This window comes from Candidatus Dependentiae bacterium, from assembly GCA_018266175.1.
Lineage (GTDB): Bacteria > Babelota > Babeliae > Babelales > RVW-14 > JAFEAY01.
In genome coordinates this window covers 23,690-41,875 of sequence record JAFEAY010000025.1, presented here as the reverse complement: position 1 = coordinate 41,875, position 18,186 = coordinate 23,690, and the positions used below count along the sequence as shown (strand labels likewise).

Here is an 18,186-nt window from a genome sequence, read left to right as displayed (position 1 = left end):
TCTGGTAATGATTACAAAGGCAATAATTCCAGCAGGAGGTCTTGGCACGCGATTTTTGCCAGCAACAAAAACAACGCCAAAAGAGATGCTGCCGCTGCTCGATAAGCCAGCGATTCAGTATATTGTCGAGGAAGGTATCAAGTCTGGAATCAAGCACTTTATTGTGGTGACTGGTAAAAATAAAAGTGGTATTGAAGATCACTTTGACTCGGCGCCTGACCTTGAGCTTCACCTCAAAGCAAAACACAAAGAAGAGCTTCTTGAGGGCATTTCAAAAATTATTAATGCGGCTGACTTTACTTATGTTCGTCAGCGAGAGCCTCTCGGGCTTGGTCATGCGGTTTGGACTGCGCGGCACTTAGTCGGTAAAGAACCGGTAGCAGTTTTTCTGCCCGATGACATTATCAACAATAATATTGCCTGTATGGGGCAACTCATTCAGGTGTCGCTACAAGAAAAATGTAATGTGGTTGCCGTACAAGAAGTTCCCATGGAACAGGTTTCAAATTATGGTGTTATTGCAGTGCGTCGTCAGTTTTCACCAAATCTTTTTCAAGTTAAAGAGCTTGTTGAAAAACCTTCAATTGCAGATGCACCATCAAATCTTGCTATTGTTGGCCGCTATGTTCTTTCGCCATCAATATTTCCTATTCTTGAAGAGCAGCGACATGGTATTGGAGGAGAGATTCAGCTGACCGATGCAATTCAAAGCCTATTACTTTCAGGTGAGAAAGTATTTGCGTATAAAATTCAAGGCACTCGTTACGATATTGGTAATCCAATGGGTCTGCTTAAAGCAAACATTGAATTAGCATTGCGGCATCCAAAATATGGTCAAGAGATACTCGATTATTTAAAAACGGTTGATCGTGAATTTGTTTTGATGCAAGGGAAAGCTGATCAGCTCAGCAAAGTGCGTAACAGTATTTTGTAATTAAAATATTAGAAACTAAAAAGAGCCACACGTAAAATTACATGTGGCTCTTTTTTTAAATCAAAATTAAAATATCAAGCTTAGAACTTCTTGATACCTCGTTGTTTCCAATATTCGGTAACAAGCTCACTTGATCCACTGATAGCAATCAAGCCATCTCGTTCATCAACAACAGTCTTTGCTTGTTCAAATGCATCAGCAAATGATTGGCATGCTTTTGCTTTGACGTTGAGTTCTTTTGCCATCAGCGCAAGATCTTGAACATCATGTGACGGAATATCTTTGTCAGGAAGTGGAACAAAGAAAATGTTTCCGCTTACTTTTTTCAACAAATAACGAATCAATTTGATTGCTTCAAGCGCATTGGTGGTTTTGCTCAAACCAATAACCATGGCTAAGCCTTTGAGGGGCTTTTGGTAATGAAGCAGACGAATACCTAAAAAAAGGTTGGTAAAGGCATCAAGGTTGCTTGCATTATCTAGCAGGATTGATGGTTTTTCTTTATCAAGATTTTCGAAGCGACCCTTGAGAAGATCAAACTGATCATTCCAGAAACTTTTAAGTGTTTTGATTGGATTCAACTCAGCATGACGCTTAGCTTCCAATGTTGGGCGACCGCGTTGACCTTTTTGAGTTGCCAACAGGTTACCGCGCAAGAAAGGAGAAAATTTCCCTTTAATATCTTCAACATAAATTTGTGCAATGCGTTCACCAAGTGAAGCAATTCTTCCGTAGAGTTGTTCGTAGATGTACGGGAGTGATGCAAGTTTTCTGATAGGCATTGCCCATTTTACCGTGCGGTCTTCACACCATGTTTTCATTTTTTGAAGGCGCAGTTTACTTTGTTCTGCAGAAATGAACCATGTTCCTGGTTTGCAAATTTCAAGCATTTCAAATGAAATTTTATCAAGGTCATGACCAAGCAAGCCTTTAGCGTCTTCTGCAATACGAGTGATTGCTGCAATTTTGGGATTGAAGATTGCAGTTGCATCATATTTTCCACCATAACAAACTTCAAGAAGTGCTACAGTCACATTTTCTGCTACGAAGTGACGTAGTGCTGAAATAGTGATAATTTCAAAAGCTGTTGCTTTGATATTGTTCATATCTGCAACATTAATTACTTCATTAACAATATCGGCAAAAGATTTATTGGATACTTGTTGGAAGTCAACGATCAAACGTTCGTTGTAGGTAAGCAGGTGGCTTGAAAAAGCGGCACCAACTTTGAAGCCTTCTTCCTTCAGTAATTTTGCAGCAAAATGAATGGTTGAACTTTTACCATTTGTTCCACCAACTAAAATGACATCAATTTTTGATGTAATGTTATCAAAGCACTTATCAAGCTCTTTCATTCGTACGAGTGACTGCTCACTGTATTCAGATGATTTGAGCGAAGAGAGGTGATCAATAACTTCATTGTAGTTTCTTATTTTGCCTATGCTGATTTCACTTTTTTTCCGAGATTGTTCAATACCAGTAATCATTGCCTTGATCCTTCTATATGATTTTAATTGCAATTTTTTTATTACATTTCTTCATAATGTAAGAAAATTACCTCACGACCTATTTCTCTCCCTGTCCTTTCTTCATTCTTTTTTATATGAATATGCTTGATGGTTTGCTCTAACGTGCGCTCATTTTCAATGCAGATAGTCTTTAGAGTTTTTAGATGTTTTGAGCGTATGTTGAATTTGCAATTTAATTGCGCATGATTTGAGAATACGTGATTATAGGCGGATTGTCAAACACGTATTAATTATTCAGCCTGTATTTGGATTATTGACAAAAAGATGACAAAAATATTTTCTATTGTTGTTCAAAAAGTTGATCATAAGCTGTTTTTTGAGAAAAAAGTCGTGTGAAAAAAATATGCAGTATGAATGGTTTGTGTTGGTTTTTACGCGCTATTCTTCATGGTATGATTTCATATTGAAAAAATAGTATATTTATATTTATTAAATTTTTCACCAAGGAGTAAATTTGGTGTCGTTTTATTGACGTATTGATATTGTTTTTGATTGTTTGCTCTGCTCAGCTATTGACATGTATCATTGTTTGGACGAAACTCGAGCCTTCATGCGGGAATTTTCTTTTCTGGAAAACGTGATGATAAAATCGATAGAATTTTTGATAGATTGTAGTGCATATGACGCAAGAGAGAAAGAGTTTTATGGAAACTAGAGTTGACCAAATTCATACGGCAATATCACGTGCATGGATATTGATACAGCAGGCACAAAAAATTACGCTCCTGACGCATCGAAAACCAGATGCTGATGGAATATCTGCATGTGCGGCACTTTCATCTATTTTTGAAAAGATGGGCAAACAGGTTGAGGCTATTTATCTGGATGAGCCTGAGTTTCCACTTAAACGATCTCCTTCTAATATTTTAATTGGACATCACAGTCAGGTACCCGATTTACTCATAGCATGTGATACGGCTAATTATGATCGGCTTTATTTTCCAGATATTTTCCGAGCAATTTCTTTAATTAACATAGATCATCATGTAAGTAATCGCTTACAAGGTGTCTGTAATATTATTGATACAACCGTTTCAAGTACCTGTGAACTTCTTTATGATCTTTTGTGCGTGTGGGATAAAACTGTTATTGATACGCATGTTGCAGAGTGTTTGATGATGGGCATTCTCTATGACAGCCAAGTTTTTCACACACAGGCGACGACCCCCAAAACATTGCGTGTTGCCGGAGAGCTCATTGAGCTTGGTGCAAATTTGTTTCAACTCAAAACAGAATTGCTCTGTAACAAGAGTCCAGATGTTATTACGTTGTGGGGCGAAATATTGCTGCGCATTCAGATTTCACCAACAGGTAATGCTGCATGGGTCGGCATTACCCAACAAGATCTTAAAAAGCACAACTTAACGCTTACGTCATTACTTGGATTCAGTAATTTTTTATGGGAAATTAGTGGCGTTGATATTACACTCGTTTTCTATGAGATGGAGTCCGGCGAAACTAAAGTTTCATTGCGATCTAAGAAAAGTGACGTGAATGAGCTAGCATCGCGCTTTGGTGGTGGTGGCCACAAAAATGCTTCCGGTATTTTGAGTAATCGACCAATTTATGAATTCATGCGAGATGTTACAAAAAATTTGTAATGATATCCAAGAGCATAGAGAGCCTATCATCTATGCTCTTGGATAAGCTTATTTTGTTTTACATTCTTTCTGTGACAAATAACGCTGCGCATCAAGCGCTGCCATGCATCCCATGCCCGCTGATGTAATTGCTTGACGGTATAAAAAGTCCGCAACGTCACCAGCTGCAAAAACACCTTCTTTGCTTGTTTGGGTATGACCTTTAAGAACTAAGTAGCCATATTGGTCAACTTCAAGCTGATCTTTAAAGAGTTGCGTGTTGGGGTTAAAGCCAATCGCAACAAAAACACCATCAGCTTTAACGGTCGTTCTTGATTTATCATTTTGATTTTCAACAACAATTTCGGTAACTCTTTGGCCATCACCTTTAATTTCAACAATCGTTGAACTGTAGATGAATGAGGCTTTTGGATTTTCCAGAACCTTATCTTTGATCGGGTCATTTGCCGTAAGTTGGTCAAGAATATGCACAATCGTTACTTTGCTTGCAAAATGGAGCAGATGTTCAGCTTCGGTAACGGCAGTGTTTCCGCCACCAACAACAATCACCTCTTTACCGTTATAAAATGGTGCATCGCAGGTGGCGCAGGTTGCAACACCTTTAGAGAAATACTCATCTTCGCCCGTGCACCCAAGTTTTTTATTGGATGACCCTGTGGCTATAATTACTGTATCAGCTTCAATAACATCATTGCTGTCAGTATAGAGCTTGTAAGGTTGAGAGCTGAAGTCAACCTTGGTAATTGCTTTTTGAACGAGTGCACAACCATATTTTTTTGCATGGTCGCGCATCTTTTCCATTAAGTCGATCCCTAAAATAGAGGTTTCACCTGGCCAGTTTTCCACTGATGTTGTGGTGGTGAGCTGTCCGCCTGGTTGGTTGCCCTCTATAACAATGGTTGAGAGGTTTCCGCGGGCAGCATAAACGCCTGCAGTTAGTCCTGCTGGTCCTGAGCCTATAATTGCTACCTGATATTTCATAAAAAGTCCTTTATCTTGAGAACAAGTGCTGAGTATCGTCATAAATGTAAAAACATTTTATACTGTTTATTGAGTGCGTAAAGTAATTTAACAGAGTTTATAGTAGAGATTTATTATGATCAAAATTGGAAAACAGGCTCCAGATTTCAGTTGCGAAGCGGTTGTGAATGGACAAATTAAGCATATTTCGCTTGCTGACTATTCAAGTGGTTATAAGCTATTATTCTTTTACCCACTTGATTTTACCTTTGTTTGCCCAACAGAACTTCATGCTCTGCAGGATAATCTTGAGCAGTTCAAGCTGCGTAATGTACAAGTTTTAGCTATTTCTGTCGATTCAGCGCACACCCATATGGCGTGGTTGAATACACCAAAAATTTCTGGTGGTATTCAAGGGGTAACGTTCCCTGTTCTTTCAGATATTCATAAGAGCATTACCAGAAGCTACGATGTGCTCAACGAAGAAGTTGGCGTTTCACTGCGAGGAGTTTTCTTGCTTGATGAGAAGAACGTGGTGCAATACGCTTCGGTTAATAACTTTGCACTTGGTCGCAATGTGAGCGAACTTTTGCGCGTGGTTGATTCACTCACTCATGTTGAAAAGCATGGCGAAGTGTGCCCTGCAAATTGGATTGTCGGTGCTCCAGCAATGACTGCAACACGCGAAGGTGTGGTAAAATACTTCAATCAATAGATTTTTTGATATAAAAAGCGAAGGAGAAAGATTCTCTAGAAAAGGTGTAGAGCATCTTTCTCCTTCAAAGCTTATCGAAGTCTTAATCCTGACTATCAGATGCTTCTTGAGCTGCCGGAGTTTGGGCAACAGTTGCAGCTTGGGTTTCAACTACGGGATTATCCGTGACAGTTATTTTTTTAAGAGCATCACGGACATTCTTCACTTCTTTAAGAAGAGGCGCTCCGATTCCCTCTTTGCCTTCAAGTATTCGAACTCGATGGTCTAGATACATGACGGCTTTGAGTAATTGTTTAAGATATCCGAATGAAGATTGAAGAGTTAATCGCCGACCGACTAACTCCGTAACGTATTCGCTTTTGTTAAGGCGTGGAAGATTTTTATACTCTGAAATAGGCTGATCTTTGGTCGTTTCAGAGCTTTTTTGTTGCTTATCGCTAGAAAGAATTTGAGCAAGAATTAGTCTATTTAACATACTATTATTATGAAATTGACTTGTTTGGGTGATAAGGTAACTGGATTTTCCCAGAACTGTACGATTACTCATTGATACTACGCAGAGCGTTAAAATAACCATACATGCTTTATATTTATTCATACTTGCTCTCCTTATTTAATAGAAAAATTTAATACCTATATTTATTTATATCAAATAAGAGAATCTTAAGTAAATAATTTCATATATAAATATATTTAAAAAAGAGAGTGCAGTAAAAATGTTGAGGCCACGATTTAACGGGTAAATCCAAGATTTTAGGTTTAAGCCTGATAGCCAGGAACGTTTTTTTGCAAGAAACGAACAACTTTTCTGCGGTATATTTCTGGGTAGTAGGTATGAAGCCAGCCATGCTGACATTTTGGCCCAATCCAGATCTTGGTACGTTCACTGGATGCATGTGAATAGAGGGTGAGACAATGCTTTGGTTCAATAAAGCTATCATTGCAGGAATGAATGAATAAAATAGGATGTGTAATTTTTTGAACGCTCTGGATAAGGCTCATGGTGTCAAGGTCGCATCCCAAGAAGTAATTAAACAAGCGTGTAATGACCGCAAAGAATGGGAAGTGTGGTAGCCCTGTTTTGAGGGAAAAAACTTGTGCCATAACTGTGCGCAGTGTGCAAAAAATAGAATCAACAACAAGTGCATCGCACAAATTTGGTTCAAGTTCAGCCGCTTTGAGTGCAGCAGCGCCGCCCATAGAAACACCAAGAATGATGAGTGGAATTTTTTTATCAGGATGAGATTGTTGTGTTGTTTCTTTTAAATAGCGAACCGCACCAATGACATCTCGGCTTTCAAGAACGCCAATCGAAGTCATCGTTCCTTCGCTTTTTCCATGAGCGCGAAAATCAAACAGTAAAATGTTGCAGCGAGGAAAAAGATCCAAGTAGCCATACATAAATTCTTTGCTTCCTTGGTACCCATGGCATAGGACAACGTTTGCAACAGGATTTTGAGCTGCAACGAAGACTCCAGAAAGTTTTAAATTATCTTTGGATGGAAACTCTACTTCGCGAAAATTATCTCGTTTCAAAAGCTCGTCGCGAATTTCTTGAGCAAGGTCTGAGATGCGGTTGCCGTACAAAAGGCGTTGTTTGGTGGTTGTTAGATTGTACAGGGTATAATATGAAATCCCTAATACAATGCCAAAAGCAACTCCTAAGATCAGGAGTGGGACTAAGAGTTGTCTTAATCTAGAATTTCTTCTCACAGTGAAAACTCGCTTGAGTAAAGATTTTTACCTGCCAAAAAGTGCCAATGCACATGGAAAACCAGTTGTCCTGCGGCGGCTCCATTATTAACTATAAGATTAAATGCACGGTTTGGAGCAACATTAATTCCAAGTTCTTGTACCGCTTGTGTCATACTCCAAACAAGTGATGCATCATCAGGAGTGAAGCTTACCATATCTTTGATATGTTTTTTGGGCAAAATAAGATTATGGATTGGTGCTTTTGGGGCAATGTCTTTGATGACAATAACAGAATCATTTTCTAAAACGATTCTGCTTGGAATTGTGCGATTAATTATTTTACAGAAAATACAAGAATCAGCTGGCATATTAATGCTCCGGGCACTCTGGTAATCATGAGAACTGATGGCCTGCCTTTGCTCATTTACTTTTGGTGTGATTGCGTTTAATTATGAGCTACAACAAGAGAGCGTTTGTTCATAGCGGCCCAGCCATACGAAGCTTGAGCGCAGTATGGTGCCGAAGGTCGGACTCGAACCGACACAGTATTGCTACCGCGGGATTTTGAGTCCCGTGCGTCTACCAATTTCGCCACTTCGGCATATAAGATTTCAATCACCGTTAAAGGGTACCAGAAAGGAGGATTACGTCAAGATGTTGTGATGGTAAAAGCATAATTTTTTATATTAATTTTATAGTGGCGGAATGAGTGCCATGTTAAAAATGGGTAGATAAATAGTGATCAATAGTGTGGTAATTACGCCGCCAAGAATAATCATGAGCAGAGGATTTGCAAGAGTGCTTGCCATTTCAAGCTTTTTTGAAAGCTCGCTGTGCTGCCACAAAACAGATTTTTGAAGCATCATATTTATATTTCCTGTTTGTTGGCCAACCCCAATCAGTGAAATCACCGTGGGGCTACAGAGTGTCGGTGAGCATAGTTGAAGAGCTTGTTCAAGTGAGCTCCCTTGGGTAACCAAGGTAATTGTTTTTTGTATATCTGCATTGAATTGAGGGTGAGTAATAATAGTTTGTGCTGCCTCAAGGCTTTGAATAAGTGGGAGTCCTGTTTTTGAATAGAGGCTCAGTGTCTCTAGGAAAGTGAGTGAAATTGACATGCCCAAAATATTTTTAACGTATGGAATTGTGGAACCAATTCTATATACCCATTTTTTGAGTTGTGTTGTGGGAATCAGTCGAGGAAGCGCAATAAGCCCAAGCCCAAAAAAAACTATTGTTCCGATGCCAAATGAGGAACGAATTATAGAACTAATAAAAAATATGCGTTGTGTAAGTATCGGTAGGCTCATGCGTGAAGACTGAAAAAGTTGTTCAAAATGGGGAACTATAAATACAAGAATGAGCAGCGTGACTGCAAGCGCAAAAACGGCGGTAATTGCAGGAACCATCAAGGTGGATTTAACGCGACGTTTGAGTGCCTGGTTTGCGTTCAAATGTTCACTCAAATTTTTACATATGGCGCCCAAAGATCCTGTTTGTTGACCAATTGTAAGGAGTGAGTGTACGTAAAAAGGGAGATAGGGGGCATGGGCTTGAAAAGCTTGAGCAAAATTTTTTCCTTTTTCAACATCGGGGATAAGGCCAGCAATAAGCTGCCTCAGCTCTTGATTTGATGTTTGATCACCACAGGTTTGGAGTGCTTTAACTAACGGAATTCCATTTTCTAACAAAATACCGATATGTTCAAAAAAAGCAGCCAGATTGGTGAGCGATATGGTCTTGGTGCTGATGCGATAGGTTAGAAATTGCTTCAGGCGTGGCTGCCGGTGTTGGAGGAGTGCAATTCCCTGGTTATAAAGATCTTGGCGTAAAGACTCTACGGAATGGGCAAACGCTTTACCCTTTTTTTGTATTCCATTGGTATCTATTCCCGTCCAGTGGTATTCGGTCATCGGTTCATCCTTAAAAAGATGTTTGTGTCTCAATCCCACATCGCATAAGCACTTCATTAAGTGTTGCATCAATATCAATTTTAATTACTTTTTTTCGTGCGGTATGGCCCTGAAGTATAGTAACTTGCGCCGTGGGAAGCCGTAAAAGTGAACTAATAAGTTTAATCAGTTCGTTATTTGCTTTGCCATTTTCGGGGGCACTTTTAAGAAAACACTTGAGGATACCGGCTTTATCACGCACAAATTCCTGCTTTCCAGAACTGGGAACGACCTTACACTCAAGGATTACTGACATACGAGGTCCTTAATATTTTTTTAAAACAGCTTCAAAAAAGCGAGACATTTATTTTTATATGTTTTATACTGAACTCGAATTTATAGATATCATGTCTTTAAATTGAAATCAACATGCGCCCATAGCTCAATTGGATAGAGTATCAGACTACGAATCTGACGGTTAGAGGTTCGACTCCTCTTGGGCGCACTTTTTATGAAATGAGTCTTTGAAAAATTTGTGTGGAGAGATGGCTGAGGGGTCGAAAGCGCTCGCCTGCTAAGTGAGTATCTGGGGAAACCCGGATCGAGGGTTCGAATCCCTCTCTCTCCACCATACTCCGCCAGCCACCGTTGTTTTTAAGCTATGGTGAGCCAGGAGGCTTCGTATGGCACGGCCAGCTTTTTAAATGAATTATTAAATAAATTTTTTAGTTGGACCAAACACAAAAAATATTGAAATCAAAAAGCATCTATTGGAGAGATGGCAGAGCGGTTGAATGCAACGGTCTTGAAAACCGTCATTCCGGGGAACCGGAATCGTGAGTTCGAATCTCACTCTCTCCACCAACCTTCGCCAAGGCTACGGTTGGCCCGGCCAGTTCTTTAGTGGCTTGATATAAATAAAAAATAAACTTTTCTAGAAAAAGGCGTAGGCTGGGCGTATGACTGCATGGCTATTATTTTTCACGCTATACATCTGTTTAACATTCTTAAAGTTATTGTAATTTCTATGAAAAAAAATAAGAAAATTTTCGCATTATCGCTTGCATTGATCGTTGTTTTTTCACGTGAAGAAGTATACGGAATGAAGCGTACGTTAGAAACGTTTATTGAAGAAGATGATAGTGATCAGGATGAACACTTGTTGTTGCAGAAGCAAATGGGGCTAGAAAGTTTCTATAACAATACTGAGTTTTTTGAGCGCGGTAGTGTTCGCAAAATTAATCAAGCGGATTCTCATGAAAACGACAAGAGCAATGCTGATGTAACTCATCAAGATTTATTTGATCAAGTTATGGATTTGGTAGTCAATCAAGCTGACCTTAATGAGCAAGATGCTCAAGGCAACACATTGCTTCACCATGCAGTAGTTGCAGGTTATCAGGATATTGTGGAATTACTTGTAAACAATAGTGCTGATTGGGCAATAACAAATAAAGAGGGCGAAACCCCATTTGATCTTGCGGTCAATGAAGGCCATCATGAAATCATGAGATTCTTAATGGACAATCAGTGAAGTTACGGGCTACATTAAAAAATCTGTGATATCAATAACGCGATAAAAATATCCGGCAGTTTCAACGGATGAAGCAACACCGCCTTCATGAAACAAGATAGGAACCGCGGCATAACCGCGTGGAATTTTTAAAGCTTTTATTTTCTTTTGCATATCCTGAATAACCTCTGTTTCGAGCTCTCGTCGTTTGAATTTAAATTCGCACACAAACAAGTTTTTTGTAAATGTTTGCACCAGATAATCAATTTGACATCCTTTTGCGCTTGCTGTTTGAGATTGTCTGTAGGGACCATCGCAGAGTACGTCGGCTGCAGAGATTCCAATAGATTTTAAGAGAAGAGCTCGATTTTGTAAAAGAAGATACTCAAGCTGTAATCCCAGATGAGCCTCAAATGCTGGAAGCTGCGATAACGCTATTTCATCAAAAGCTCCTAAATCAATTTTAGCTCGGTGACTCTGGATGACTTTTAAATAAAAACGCATATACGGATCGCAAATGCGATATAGACTTTGTTTAAGAGGCTGAGCGGTCTTAAATGACCATAGGCTTTGTTTTTTTACAAACCCAGCAATGATCAAATGGTCCATCAAATGACTCAGTGTTCCGCTGTGTGCAAAATCAATATCTTGGCGAATTTGCGCCAGTGTTTTCATGCCATCTTTGAGAGAGTCTAATATTTTTTTGTAAGCAGCACCTTTGCCATTAAAAAGATCATGAAAGATACGTTCAAATTCCAAAACAAGAAGACCATCTTTTTCAAAGCATAATTGTTTAATAAGGTTATCGGCAGTCATTCCGGGACTGACTTGCTCCAAATACCAAGGAATACCTCCGAGTACTCCAAGAAGTTTATAGGTATCATAGGTTGATCCTTGAAAACCCATTAGCTTTAATAAATGGGCACTTTCAGAAATAGAGAGAGACTCAAGTGTTATGGTTAAGGTTATTCGGCCAAAAAAAGCTGTGCTTTTGAGGATGTTTTCCTCAATCCAGGTAGAGACAGATCCGCAGAATACAACAATAATGGAGATCTTTTGCTTGTCCCACCAGGCTTTAAGTTTAGGAATAAAGCTTGGGTCCTGAGTTCCCATCCAAGAGATTTCATCAAAAAGGACAATGTCGCCTTCATGCAGGTGTAGTGATAGATGCTCAAAGGCATCGCTCCAATCTTTAAAGGTCAGAGGTGGTATTTTTAAAAATAAAGTAAGTTGTTGTGCAAAATGATCCCTCTGGGTTTGTGCGGTCATACCATCCTGAGGAGCAAGGCCAGCAAAATTCCAGAGTTTTTGCTTGGGGGTTTGAGCTGCAAACTCGGCAATTAATCTACTTTTTCCAATGCGTCTACGTCCTTTAACGACAACAAGGCTGGGAATAGCTTTGCGTTGAAGGGCTTTAAGTTTTTCGAGCTCTTGTTTGCGACCAATAAACGGTTTTAATGCCATAAACTCCTTAAATCACACAAGTCACGTTTTGTGCTTAATATCATTATTATGATACTATGAGCATGAAGTCGAGTCAATAATTTATGCTCAAGATGGTGTTTTGTTCAACTTGAGCATAAAATTTAAATTTCTGAAGGATATAAGATATCTGTTGAAGTTGAAAAAATGAAAAGTAACAATTTTCATGATATAATTGCGTTTTAAAATTGGCTTAATATGTTTTAATCATAAAAAATAGCGAATGTTCTTATATGAAATTTTTTTTGAGATTGTTTTTATATGTTTTGATCTATTTTTTGTCTGGCTTCAAAGCAGTACGTGCAATGCAGGGTAGTGGAATAGAGATTGTTGAGTGCCTTGCGTCTGGAAATAACAGTAACAACAATAACAACAACAATAACAATAGTTCGGGTAAAAGAAGCCGCAAAAAAGCAGAAGTTGATCTTACGCAAACAAGGACAAAAAGCAAAAAAGAAACTGCGAGCCAAACTCCTTTTGTAAATAATAGTAGCGATAATAAATACGGTAATAGGTATGACGAGTCGATTGGTCTTGAGGATGATAGACGCCATAATCTTGTTAGTTATCATGTAGAAACGGTATTACCCTGGGCAAAAAATTTGGCAAACCTATTTGAGCAAGATCAGGATGTTGAGGTCATTACGGCGTCGATTTTTGCAACTTTTTTGACTCTTTCATCTTTTATGATTGAGGATTCATTACATTTGCCCTCATATTTTAAAAATATGTGTGATCATTTTTTTAATATGAAAGATAAAGAGAAGCTTCTTGCTTTGATATCAGACTTTAATAAAATCAGACGTGCTGAATCATGCGACCATTTTTATCAGAATCTTTTAAAGGTATGTGCGATAAAGTTGAATACTGTTTTCCCAGAATTAACAGTGAATCAGTATGCTGACTATTTGCAGCGAATTTGCAATAAATTGCCAGGTAATGGCAGTTCGATCAATGGTATGAGTTTAATCGTAAACCCTCAGAGAGTTTTTTTGGTGAATAGTGATGCCAAGTTACGACAAGATCAAATAGAGGCATTTGTTATGAATGTTCTTTTACAAATAGTTCATGCAAAAGAAGATGTTCAAGGTTTTTGGGAGGCAATTCATTCAAGGTGTTTCGAAATATTTGATATTGAAAAACTTAAGCTTGAAAAAGAAAAGATCAGTGATGAGGATTTTAAGAAATTTATTGAAGGATTTATCAATAGTTTTCAAGCCATTCGAGATAAAAGCTCTTCTGTTGATAGAATGGATATTTCTTATATCTTGAACTAAAATCCGATATTTTCGGGCTCATCTGGTAAAATTGATCAAGGGGTCGAGTTACTGACCCCTTGAAAAGAACTCCTCTCTACATAATTTTTAAAAGCTACTTTAAGTTCTTGTGTGCATAAAATTTCATTGCTTTACCAATAAATTCAATCATTTTTGGATGATATACATCAAAAAACTTTTTGAAATCAGGATGCTCGGCGTACAATTGCGTTAATCCTATGTACAGCTCTTGAGTGGCATCATAAAAGCTGTTTACCATCCGGTAATGGCGCTGAATAATTACTTGTACTTCATCAGATTCAGGGCTTAGTCCTTTATCAATTGCAACAGCAAGTGCTTTATGGATTGCGTCGCCTTCGTTTTTGACCATATCCCATTCGTCTTTGTCCCATTTTGCAGTACGCTTTTTGCTTTCAATCAAAAGATCTTCGGCTGTAAGGCCCTGGTATTTTACGATGTACTGTTCGTACTCTTTTTGCCGAGTACTATCAAAGCCATAATATAATTCTTTGTCTGACATAGTCTGTTTACCTTTCTGGTATAAAATTGTTTTTTCGACGGTCGTAATCAACTTTTGTTTACGAGCGATATCTTCTTCTAGAACCCTTTTATGCGCATAAAGAGCCCTGACTTGATCAAAGTCATTCGTTAAAAGAAGCTTTTTGATATCGTCCAAAGAGAACCCAAGTTCACGAAAAAATAAAATGTGCTGCAGCAACATCAGCTGCTTTTCCTCGTAGTAGCGATAACCATTGGCTCCATAGCATCCTGGCTTGAGTAGTCCTATTTCATCGTACCAATGGAGTGTCCTGATACTCACCCCTGAAAGCTGTGCTAACTGTTTGACCGTGTACTTCATCTCAACCTTTCGATTTTCGATAGACGCTTCTCTTGACGATATAGTATCAAGATACGGCATCACGTAACGTAAGGGTCAAGGGGTATTTTAAAATATTTTTAATGGCTGGTGGTTTGGTTTGCCGTCTTTTTTCCAAAAAAATAACCGAAAACAACCAAAAGTAATTTCTTTTTCCTTGTGTTTTCAACCAAAAATGCGTACTTTTATATATTAATTTCAACCAAAAGGGATGCGAAATGAAGCGTATAATTGACCATTTTTTGTTGCAATGGAAGGGTGATTCTCTTCGGAAACCGCTTTTGCTTCGTGGTGCCCGTCAAGTTGGTAAGACCTATTCGATACGTCAACTTGGAAAGTCATATTCTGATTTCGTCGAAATAAACCTTGAAGTACAAACACAGGCACAAGCAATTTTTGATAAAGATCTAGATCCTCACAGGATCATTCGTGAGTTTTCGCTTATTGCACACAAGCCGATTACCCCTGGGAAAACACTTCTCTTTTTGGACGAAATTCAGGCGGTACCTCAGGCCATAACAGCCTTGCGTTATTTTTATGAAATGATCCCAGAGCTTCATGTTATTGCAGCAGGCTCATTGCTTGATTTTGCACTGTTACAAGTTGGTATGCCGGTTGGACGGGTTGAATCGCTGTACATGCATCCACTTTCATTTATTGAATATCTTGCAGCGACGGGTGAAACTCTTATTATCAAAGAGATACTTAATCATGATATTAATCAGGAAATGAGCTCATTCATCCATAATAGACTCTTGGAACTTTTGGCGGAATATTATGCACTAGGTGGAATGCCCCATGTGGTGCAAGATTGGGTTGATAAAAAAGACCCTCTTCGATGCAACAGAATTCATAGTACACTTTTACGGGGATATCGTCAGGACTTTGGCAAATATGCGCGCAAGCTTCAAGTTAAATACGTTGAACTTGTATTTGAGCACATCCCGCTTCAGCTTGGAAGAAAATTTAAATATAGCCTTATTGAAGGTGATTATCGTAAACGCGAGCTTGCGCCTGCGCTCGATCTCTTGGTAACAGCAGGTATTGCGCACAAAGTTTTTTATTCAGGAGGTCAAGGGATCCCGCTTGGTGCCCAAATAGATCCACAAGATTATAAAATCATCTTCCTTGATGCAGGGCTTGCTCAGGCGTTGCTTGGTCTTGATGTTGCTGGTTGGTTTTTGCAGCCTCACCAGGAATTTGTTAATAAAGGGTCATTGGTTGAAGCATTCGTTGGGCAAGAGATGCTTGTCTATGATAACCCATACGACAAAAATAATGCTTACTATTGGCATAAGGAGTCTGTGAGTGGGCAAGCAGAAATTGATTATCTTACACAGATAGAAGGCGCGGTTATTCCTATTGAGGTTAAGTCAGGTATGGGTAAGCATCTCAAGAGTCTTCAAGCCTTTCTTGAATCACATACGAAAAGCCCGTTCGGGATTCGCTTTTCAACGCACAATTACTCCTATTATCAGAATATTCATTCCTATCCTCTCTATGCCGTTGCTCAGTTTATGAGCCGTAAAAACCAAGATATTGCACAGGCAATTGAAAAACTTCTTTAGTTTTTTAAGGTGCATAAACCCCTCATAGTGAGAAAAGTTCGTGAGCAAGCTGATCGAGTGTTTTAATATCATTGAGTGGAAAAAGTTTTGCAATAGGTTCAAAAACATCCATGCCATGATGTTGAGCAACGCCAATTGCCTGACGACGTAAGGCTTGGCCTAATGCCTGAGTAGCAAAGTCTTTGCCAACGGGCCAGTTGCTTGCTTCTAAAAATATTTGAAATAATGTCTTATCGCAGTTAAACACGCCACGATAAATTTGAATGAGTTCATAATGGCGATCGGTAATCATTGCATCACCCCAATCAATGATACCACTCAATTGCCCATTCTGGACAAAGATGTGTTGATCGCATAAATCACCGTGCGTGAATACAGGAGCTTCTGGTTTGAGCTTGGTTAAGTAATCATCAATTTGTGCAACTAGATGAGGTGGTAGCGAGCTCTGCTTTGCTGCCGCTTGTATGTCTAACTCTAACCAATCGGTGTCGGTGCTTACTCCCGCTTGCCAAGAGAGTGCGTGGATGTACGAAACTTGCTTGCCAAGATCTCCTGCAAGCTTCATCTTTTCTTGATATGTCAGTTCGACATGACTTACCGCAATTCCAGGCATTCTTCTCATAATCAGATAGGGCCATGATTCTTGAGTATTATCATAGAGATTTCCATAACCCAGCAAGCAGGGTGCCGCAATCCGCCGATCTGTTGCCACAAGTGCAAGCGCTGCTTGCTCAGCCGCGTAACGTTGTTGCCATGACTTGGAATAGCCAAAAAATTTTACGACCACATCACCATACAAAAAAGTTGGGTACGTTGGATTAAAGCCGGCTGTTGGTTTTAGCCCAGTAGCAAAGAGACCGTGCCGTTTCAAAATTTCATTGATGTATGGTTGCCAGAAATCAACATCACCTAAATGTGCAATATGATCCTGTAGCGATGTAAATGAAGGGAGTGCGTTCATAAAAAGCTCCAAATATTATCAAAGCCTATCGATCAAATTTTATAGATCATACCAATCTTGTTTGAAAAGGGCGACCATCAAAAAAAAGTTCGATTTTTACGATAAGTGCATCTTGAATACTTATGAGCGAGGCTGTACGGATGTTTCCAATTGGAGCTGGATAATCAACATCAATAACGAGTATTGCTTGATCAGGCGAATCGAATGCAGCACGTATGGTGAGCGTATTAAAAGCCTCAATGAATCCCTTCAAAGCTTCCAAAACAACCTCTTTACCGGTTCTTTCTATGAGAGGGTTGATGACCTTAACATCAGGGTGTAAGTACTGTTCGAATTCCTGAATATTCTTTTTTCCTATCGCAGTGTAGTAGCTTCTGGCTATTTCTATATTATTCTTGTTCATAAGTTCCTTTAATTTTAGGTCTTTTTGATATTCTATATTAAATATAGTAAACTATATCTAATTCGTCAAACGGTAAGCATGGAGAGGGTTTTACATGAAAAGAGCATATAATTCTGAGTCGCGAGTGGCGCAGGCAGCGCAAACAAAAAACCGCATTCTTGAGGCAGCAAAGAGGCTTTTTCAAGCAGAAGGTTTTGACTGTGTGACCATTGAAAAATTGGCCAAGCAAGCTGATGTTTCGGCTCCAACTATTTACGCACTTTTTCAATCAAAATTAGGTATCGTACGAGCTCTTATGGATGAAGCGCTGCCTACTGACCAACGTGAAGCTCTTGTTCTCAAATTTGTGCAAGAACAATCAGGCGAAGAGCGGCTTAAAATATCTGCAAAAATTGCACGACAAATGTACGATGCTGAGCGAGCGCAGATAGATATTTTTCGTGGTGCATCGGTTCTTGCTCCTGAGTTTAAGGATCTTGAAAAAGAGCGTGAAGAGCGTCGTTATAAGCGGCAAGAAGAGGGTGTGAAGGTGATGGCAAAAGAGAAGATTCTTGCACAAGGAATGAGCGCAACCAAAGCGCGTGACATTCTTTGGGCCTTTACCGGTCGAGATATGTATCGCATGTTTGTGGTTCAGCGAGGGTGGTCATCGGATGAATACGAACAGTGGCTTGCAGAGATATTAATAAAGACATTGCTCGAGCCTGCTCAAGAGTAAATCCAAGTTAATATTTTTGGTGGTTATATTCAGGTTATTACATGACCAATTCTCATCATAG

At 39.2% G+C, this 18,186-nt stretch carries 18 protein-coding genes and 4 tRNA genes; 10 read left to right on the top strand and 12 right to left on the bottom strand.

Annotated elements, in window-relative coordinates; genetic code table 11:
• The first annotated feature begins 7 nt into the window (after window positions 1-7).
• Window positions 8-934 (top strand): UTP--glucose-1-phosphate uridylyltransferase GalU, encoded by a 927-nt coding sequence (gene galU, locus JST56_05965; GenBank protein ID MBS1988502.1) that lies wholly within the window; start codon window positions 8-10, stop codon window positions 932-934.
• A gap of 80 nt (window positions 935-1,014) precedes the next feature.
• Here galU and JST56_05960 read toward each other — a convergent pair whose 3' ends face one another.
• Entirely contained in the window at window positions 1,015-2,421 is a 1,407-nt protein-coding gene (locus JST56_05960) for a hypothetical protein (protein ID MBS1988501.1), read from the bottom strand.
• A gap of 686 nt (window positions 2,422-3,107) precedes the next feature.
• Here JST56_05960 and JST56_05955 point away from each other — a divergent pair.
• The gene (locus tag JST56_05955; GenBank protein MBS1988500.1) at window positions 3,108-4,064 is read left to right on the top strand and encodes a bifunctional oligoribonuclease/PAP phosphatase NrnA; all 957 of its coding nucleotides are present in this window, start codon (window positions 3,108-3,110) and stop codon (window positions 4,062-4,064) included.
• 48 nt (window positions 4,065-4,112) lie between these two features.
• On the opposite strand, the gene trxB is transcribed toward JST56_05955, so the two are convergent.
• Window positions 4,113-5,045: a thioredoxin-disulfide reductase gene (gene trxB / locus JST56_05950; protein ID MBS1988499.1), complete on the bottom strand. Its 933-nt coding sequence runs from the start codon at window positions 5,043-5,045 to the stop codon at window positions 4,113-4,115.
• A 112-nt stretch (window positions 5,046-5,157) separates the two neighbouring features.
• On the opposite strand from trxB, the gene JST56_05945 reads away from it, so the two are divergent.
• A complete protein-coding gene (locus JST56_05945) occupies window positions 5,158-5,739 on the top strand; it encodes a redoxin domain-containing protein (protein ID MBS1988498.1) in 582 nt (193 codons plus the stop codon).
• Window positions 5,740-5,821: 82 nt separating this feature from the next.
• Here the strand turns inward: JST56_05945 and JST56_05940 are convergent, their stop codons facing one another.
• The 6 genes from JST56_05940 to JST56_05915 all read right to left on the bottom strand — a co-directional run bounded on the left by JST56_05940 (window position 5,822) and on the right by JST56_05915 (window position 9,642).
• Window positions 5,822-6,337, bottom strand: coding sequence for a hypothetical protein (locus JST56_05940; protein ID MBS1988497.1), 516 nt, complete (start codon window positions 6,335-6,337; stop codon window positions 5,822-5,824).
• 161 nt (window positions 6,338-6,498) lie between these two features.
• Window positions 6,499-7,452, bottom strand: coding sequence for an alpha/beta hydrolase (locus tag JST56_05935; GenBank protein MBS1988496.1), 954 nt, complete (start codon window positions 7,450-7,452; stop codon window positions 6,499-6,501).
• Window positions 7,449-7,802: an HIT domain-containing protein gene (locus tag JST56_05930; protein ID MBS1988495.1), complete on the bottom strand. Its 354-nt coding sequence runs from the start codon at window positions 7,800-7,802 to the stop codon at window positions 7,449-7,451. Before JST56_05930 ends, JST56_05935 begins: the two co-directional genes overlap by 4 nt.
• A gap of 146 nt (window positions 7,803-7,948) precedes the next feature.
• Window positions 7,949-8,035, bottom strand: a tRNA-Leu gene (locus tag JST56_05925).
• Window positions 8,036-8,126: 91 nt separating this feature from the next.
• Complete coding sequence (locus tag JST56_05920) at window positions 8,127-9,347, bottom strand: type II secretion system F family protein (GenBank protein MBS1988494.1); 1,221 nt, start codon at window positions 9,345-9,347, stop codon at window positions 8,127-8,129.
• Between the two features lie 10 nt (window positions 9,348-9,357).
• Complete coding sequence (locus JST56_05915; GenBank protein ID MBS1988493.1) at window positions 9,358-9,642, bottom strand: DUF167 domain-containing protein; 285 nt, start codon at window positions 9,640-9,642, stop codon at window positions 9,358-9,360.
• Window positions 9,643-9,757: 115 nt separating this feature from the next.
• Here JST56_05915 and JST56_05910 point away from each other — a divergent pair.
• The 4 genes from JST56_05910 (at window position 9,758) to JST56_05895 (ending at window position 10,860) form a co-directional block, all read left to right on the top strand.
• Window positions 9,758-9,831: transfer RNA gene (locus JST56_05910), tRNA-Arg, on the top strand.
• A gap of 34 nt (window positions 9,832-9,865) precedes the next feature.
• Window positions 9,866-9,957: transfer RNA gene (locus JST56_05905), tRNA-Ser, on the top strand.
• A gap of 141 nt (window positions 9,958-10,098) precedes the next feature.
• Window positions 10,099-10,190: transfer RNA gene (locus JST56_05900), tRNA-Ser, on the top strand.
• Window positions 10,191-10,293: 103 nt separating this feature from the next.
• The gene (locus JST56_05895) at window positions 10,294-10,860 is read left to right on the top strand and encodes an ankyrin repeat domain-containing protein (protein ID MBS1988492.1); all 567 of its coding nucleotides are present in this window, start codon (window positions 10,294-10,296) and stop codon (window positions 10,858-10,860) included.
• Between the two features lie 9 nt (window positions 10,861-10,869).
• Here JST56_05895 and JST56_05890 read toward each other — a convergent pair whose 3' ends face one another.
• Complete coding sequence (locus JST56_05890) at window positions 10,870-12,303, bottom strand: AAA family ATPase (protein ID MBS1988491.1); 1,434 nt, start codon at window positions 12,301-12,303, stop codon at window positions 10,870-10,872.
• Between the two features lie 251 nt (window positions 12,304-12,554).
• Between JST56_05890 and JST56_05885 the strand changes: the two genes are divergently transcribed.
• Window positions 12,555-13,598, top strand: a complete 1,044-nt coding sequence (locus JST56_05885) for a hypothetical protein (GenBank protein MBS1988490.1) — start codon at window positions 12,555-12,557, stop codon at window positions 13,596-13,598.
• 94 nt (window positions 13,599-13,692) lie between these two features.
• Here JST56_05885 and JST56_05880 read toward each other — a convergent pair whose 3' ends face one another.
• On the bottom strand, window positions 13,693-14,457 hold the full coding sequence (locus JST56_05880) for a MerR family transcriptional regulator (GenBank protein ID MBS1988489.1): 765 nt from the start codon (window positions 14,455-14,457) through the stop codon (window positions 13,693-13,695).
• 236 nt (window positions 14,458-14,693) lie between these two features.
• Here JST56_05880 and JST56_05875 point away from each other — a divergent pair, with 236 nt between their 5' ends.
• Entirely contained in the window at window positions 14,694-16,043 is a 1,350-nt protein-coding gene (locus tag JST56_05875) for an ATP-binding protein (GenBank protein MBS1988488.1), read from the top strand.
• A 22-nt stretch (window positions 16,044-16,065) separates the two neighbouring features.
• Here the strand turns inward: JST56_05875 and JST56_05870 are convergent, their stop codons facing one another.
• Both JST56_05870 and JST56_05865 read right to left on the bottom strand, forming a co-directional pair.
• Window positions 16,066-17,004, bottom strand: a complete 939-nt coding sequence (locus JST56_05870) for an aminoglycoside 3'-phosphotransferase/choline kinase family protein (GenBank protein ID MBS1988487.1) — start codon at window positions 17,002-17,004, stop codon at window positions 16,066-16,068.
• Window positions 17,005-17,050: 46 nt separating this feature from the next.
• The gene (locus JST56_05865) at window positions 17,051-17,407 is read right to left on the bottom strand and encodes a nuclear transport factor 2 family protein (GenBank protein MBS1988486.1); all 357 of its coding nucleotides are present in this window, start codon (window positions 17,405-17,407) and stop codon (window positions 17,051-17,053) included.
• A gap of 94 nt (window positions 17,408-17,501) precedes the next feature.
• On the opposite strand from JST56_05865, the gene JST56_05860 reads away from it, so the two are divergent.
• Window positions 17,502-18,125, top strand: a complete 624-nt coding sequence (locus JST56_05860; GenBank protein MBS1988485.1) for a TetR/AcrR family transcriptional regulator — start codon at window positions 17,502-17,504, stop codon at window positions 18,123-18,125.
• The last annotated feature ends 61 nt before the right edge of the window (window positions 18,126-18,186 follow it).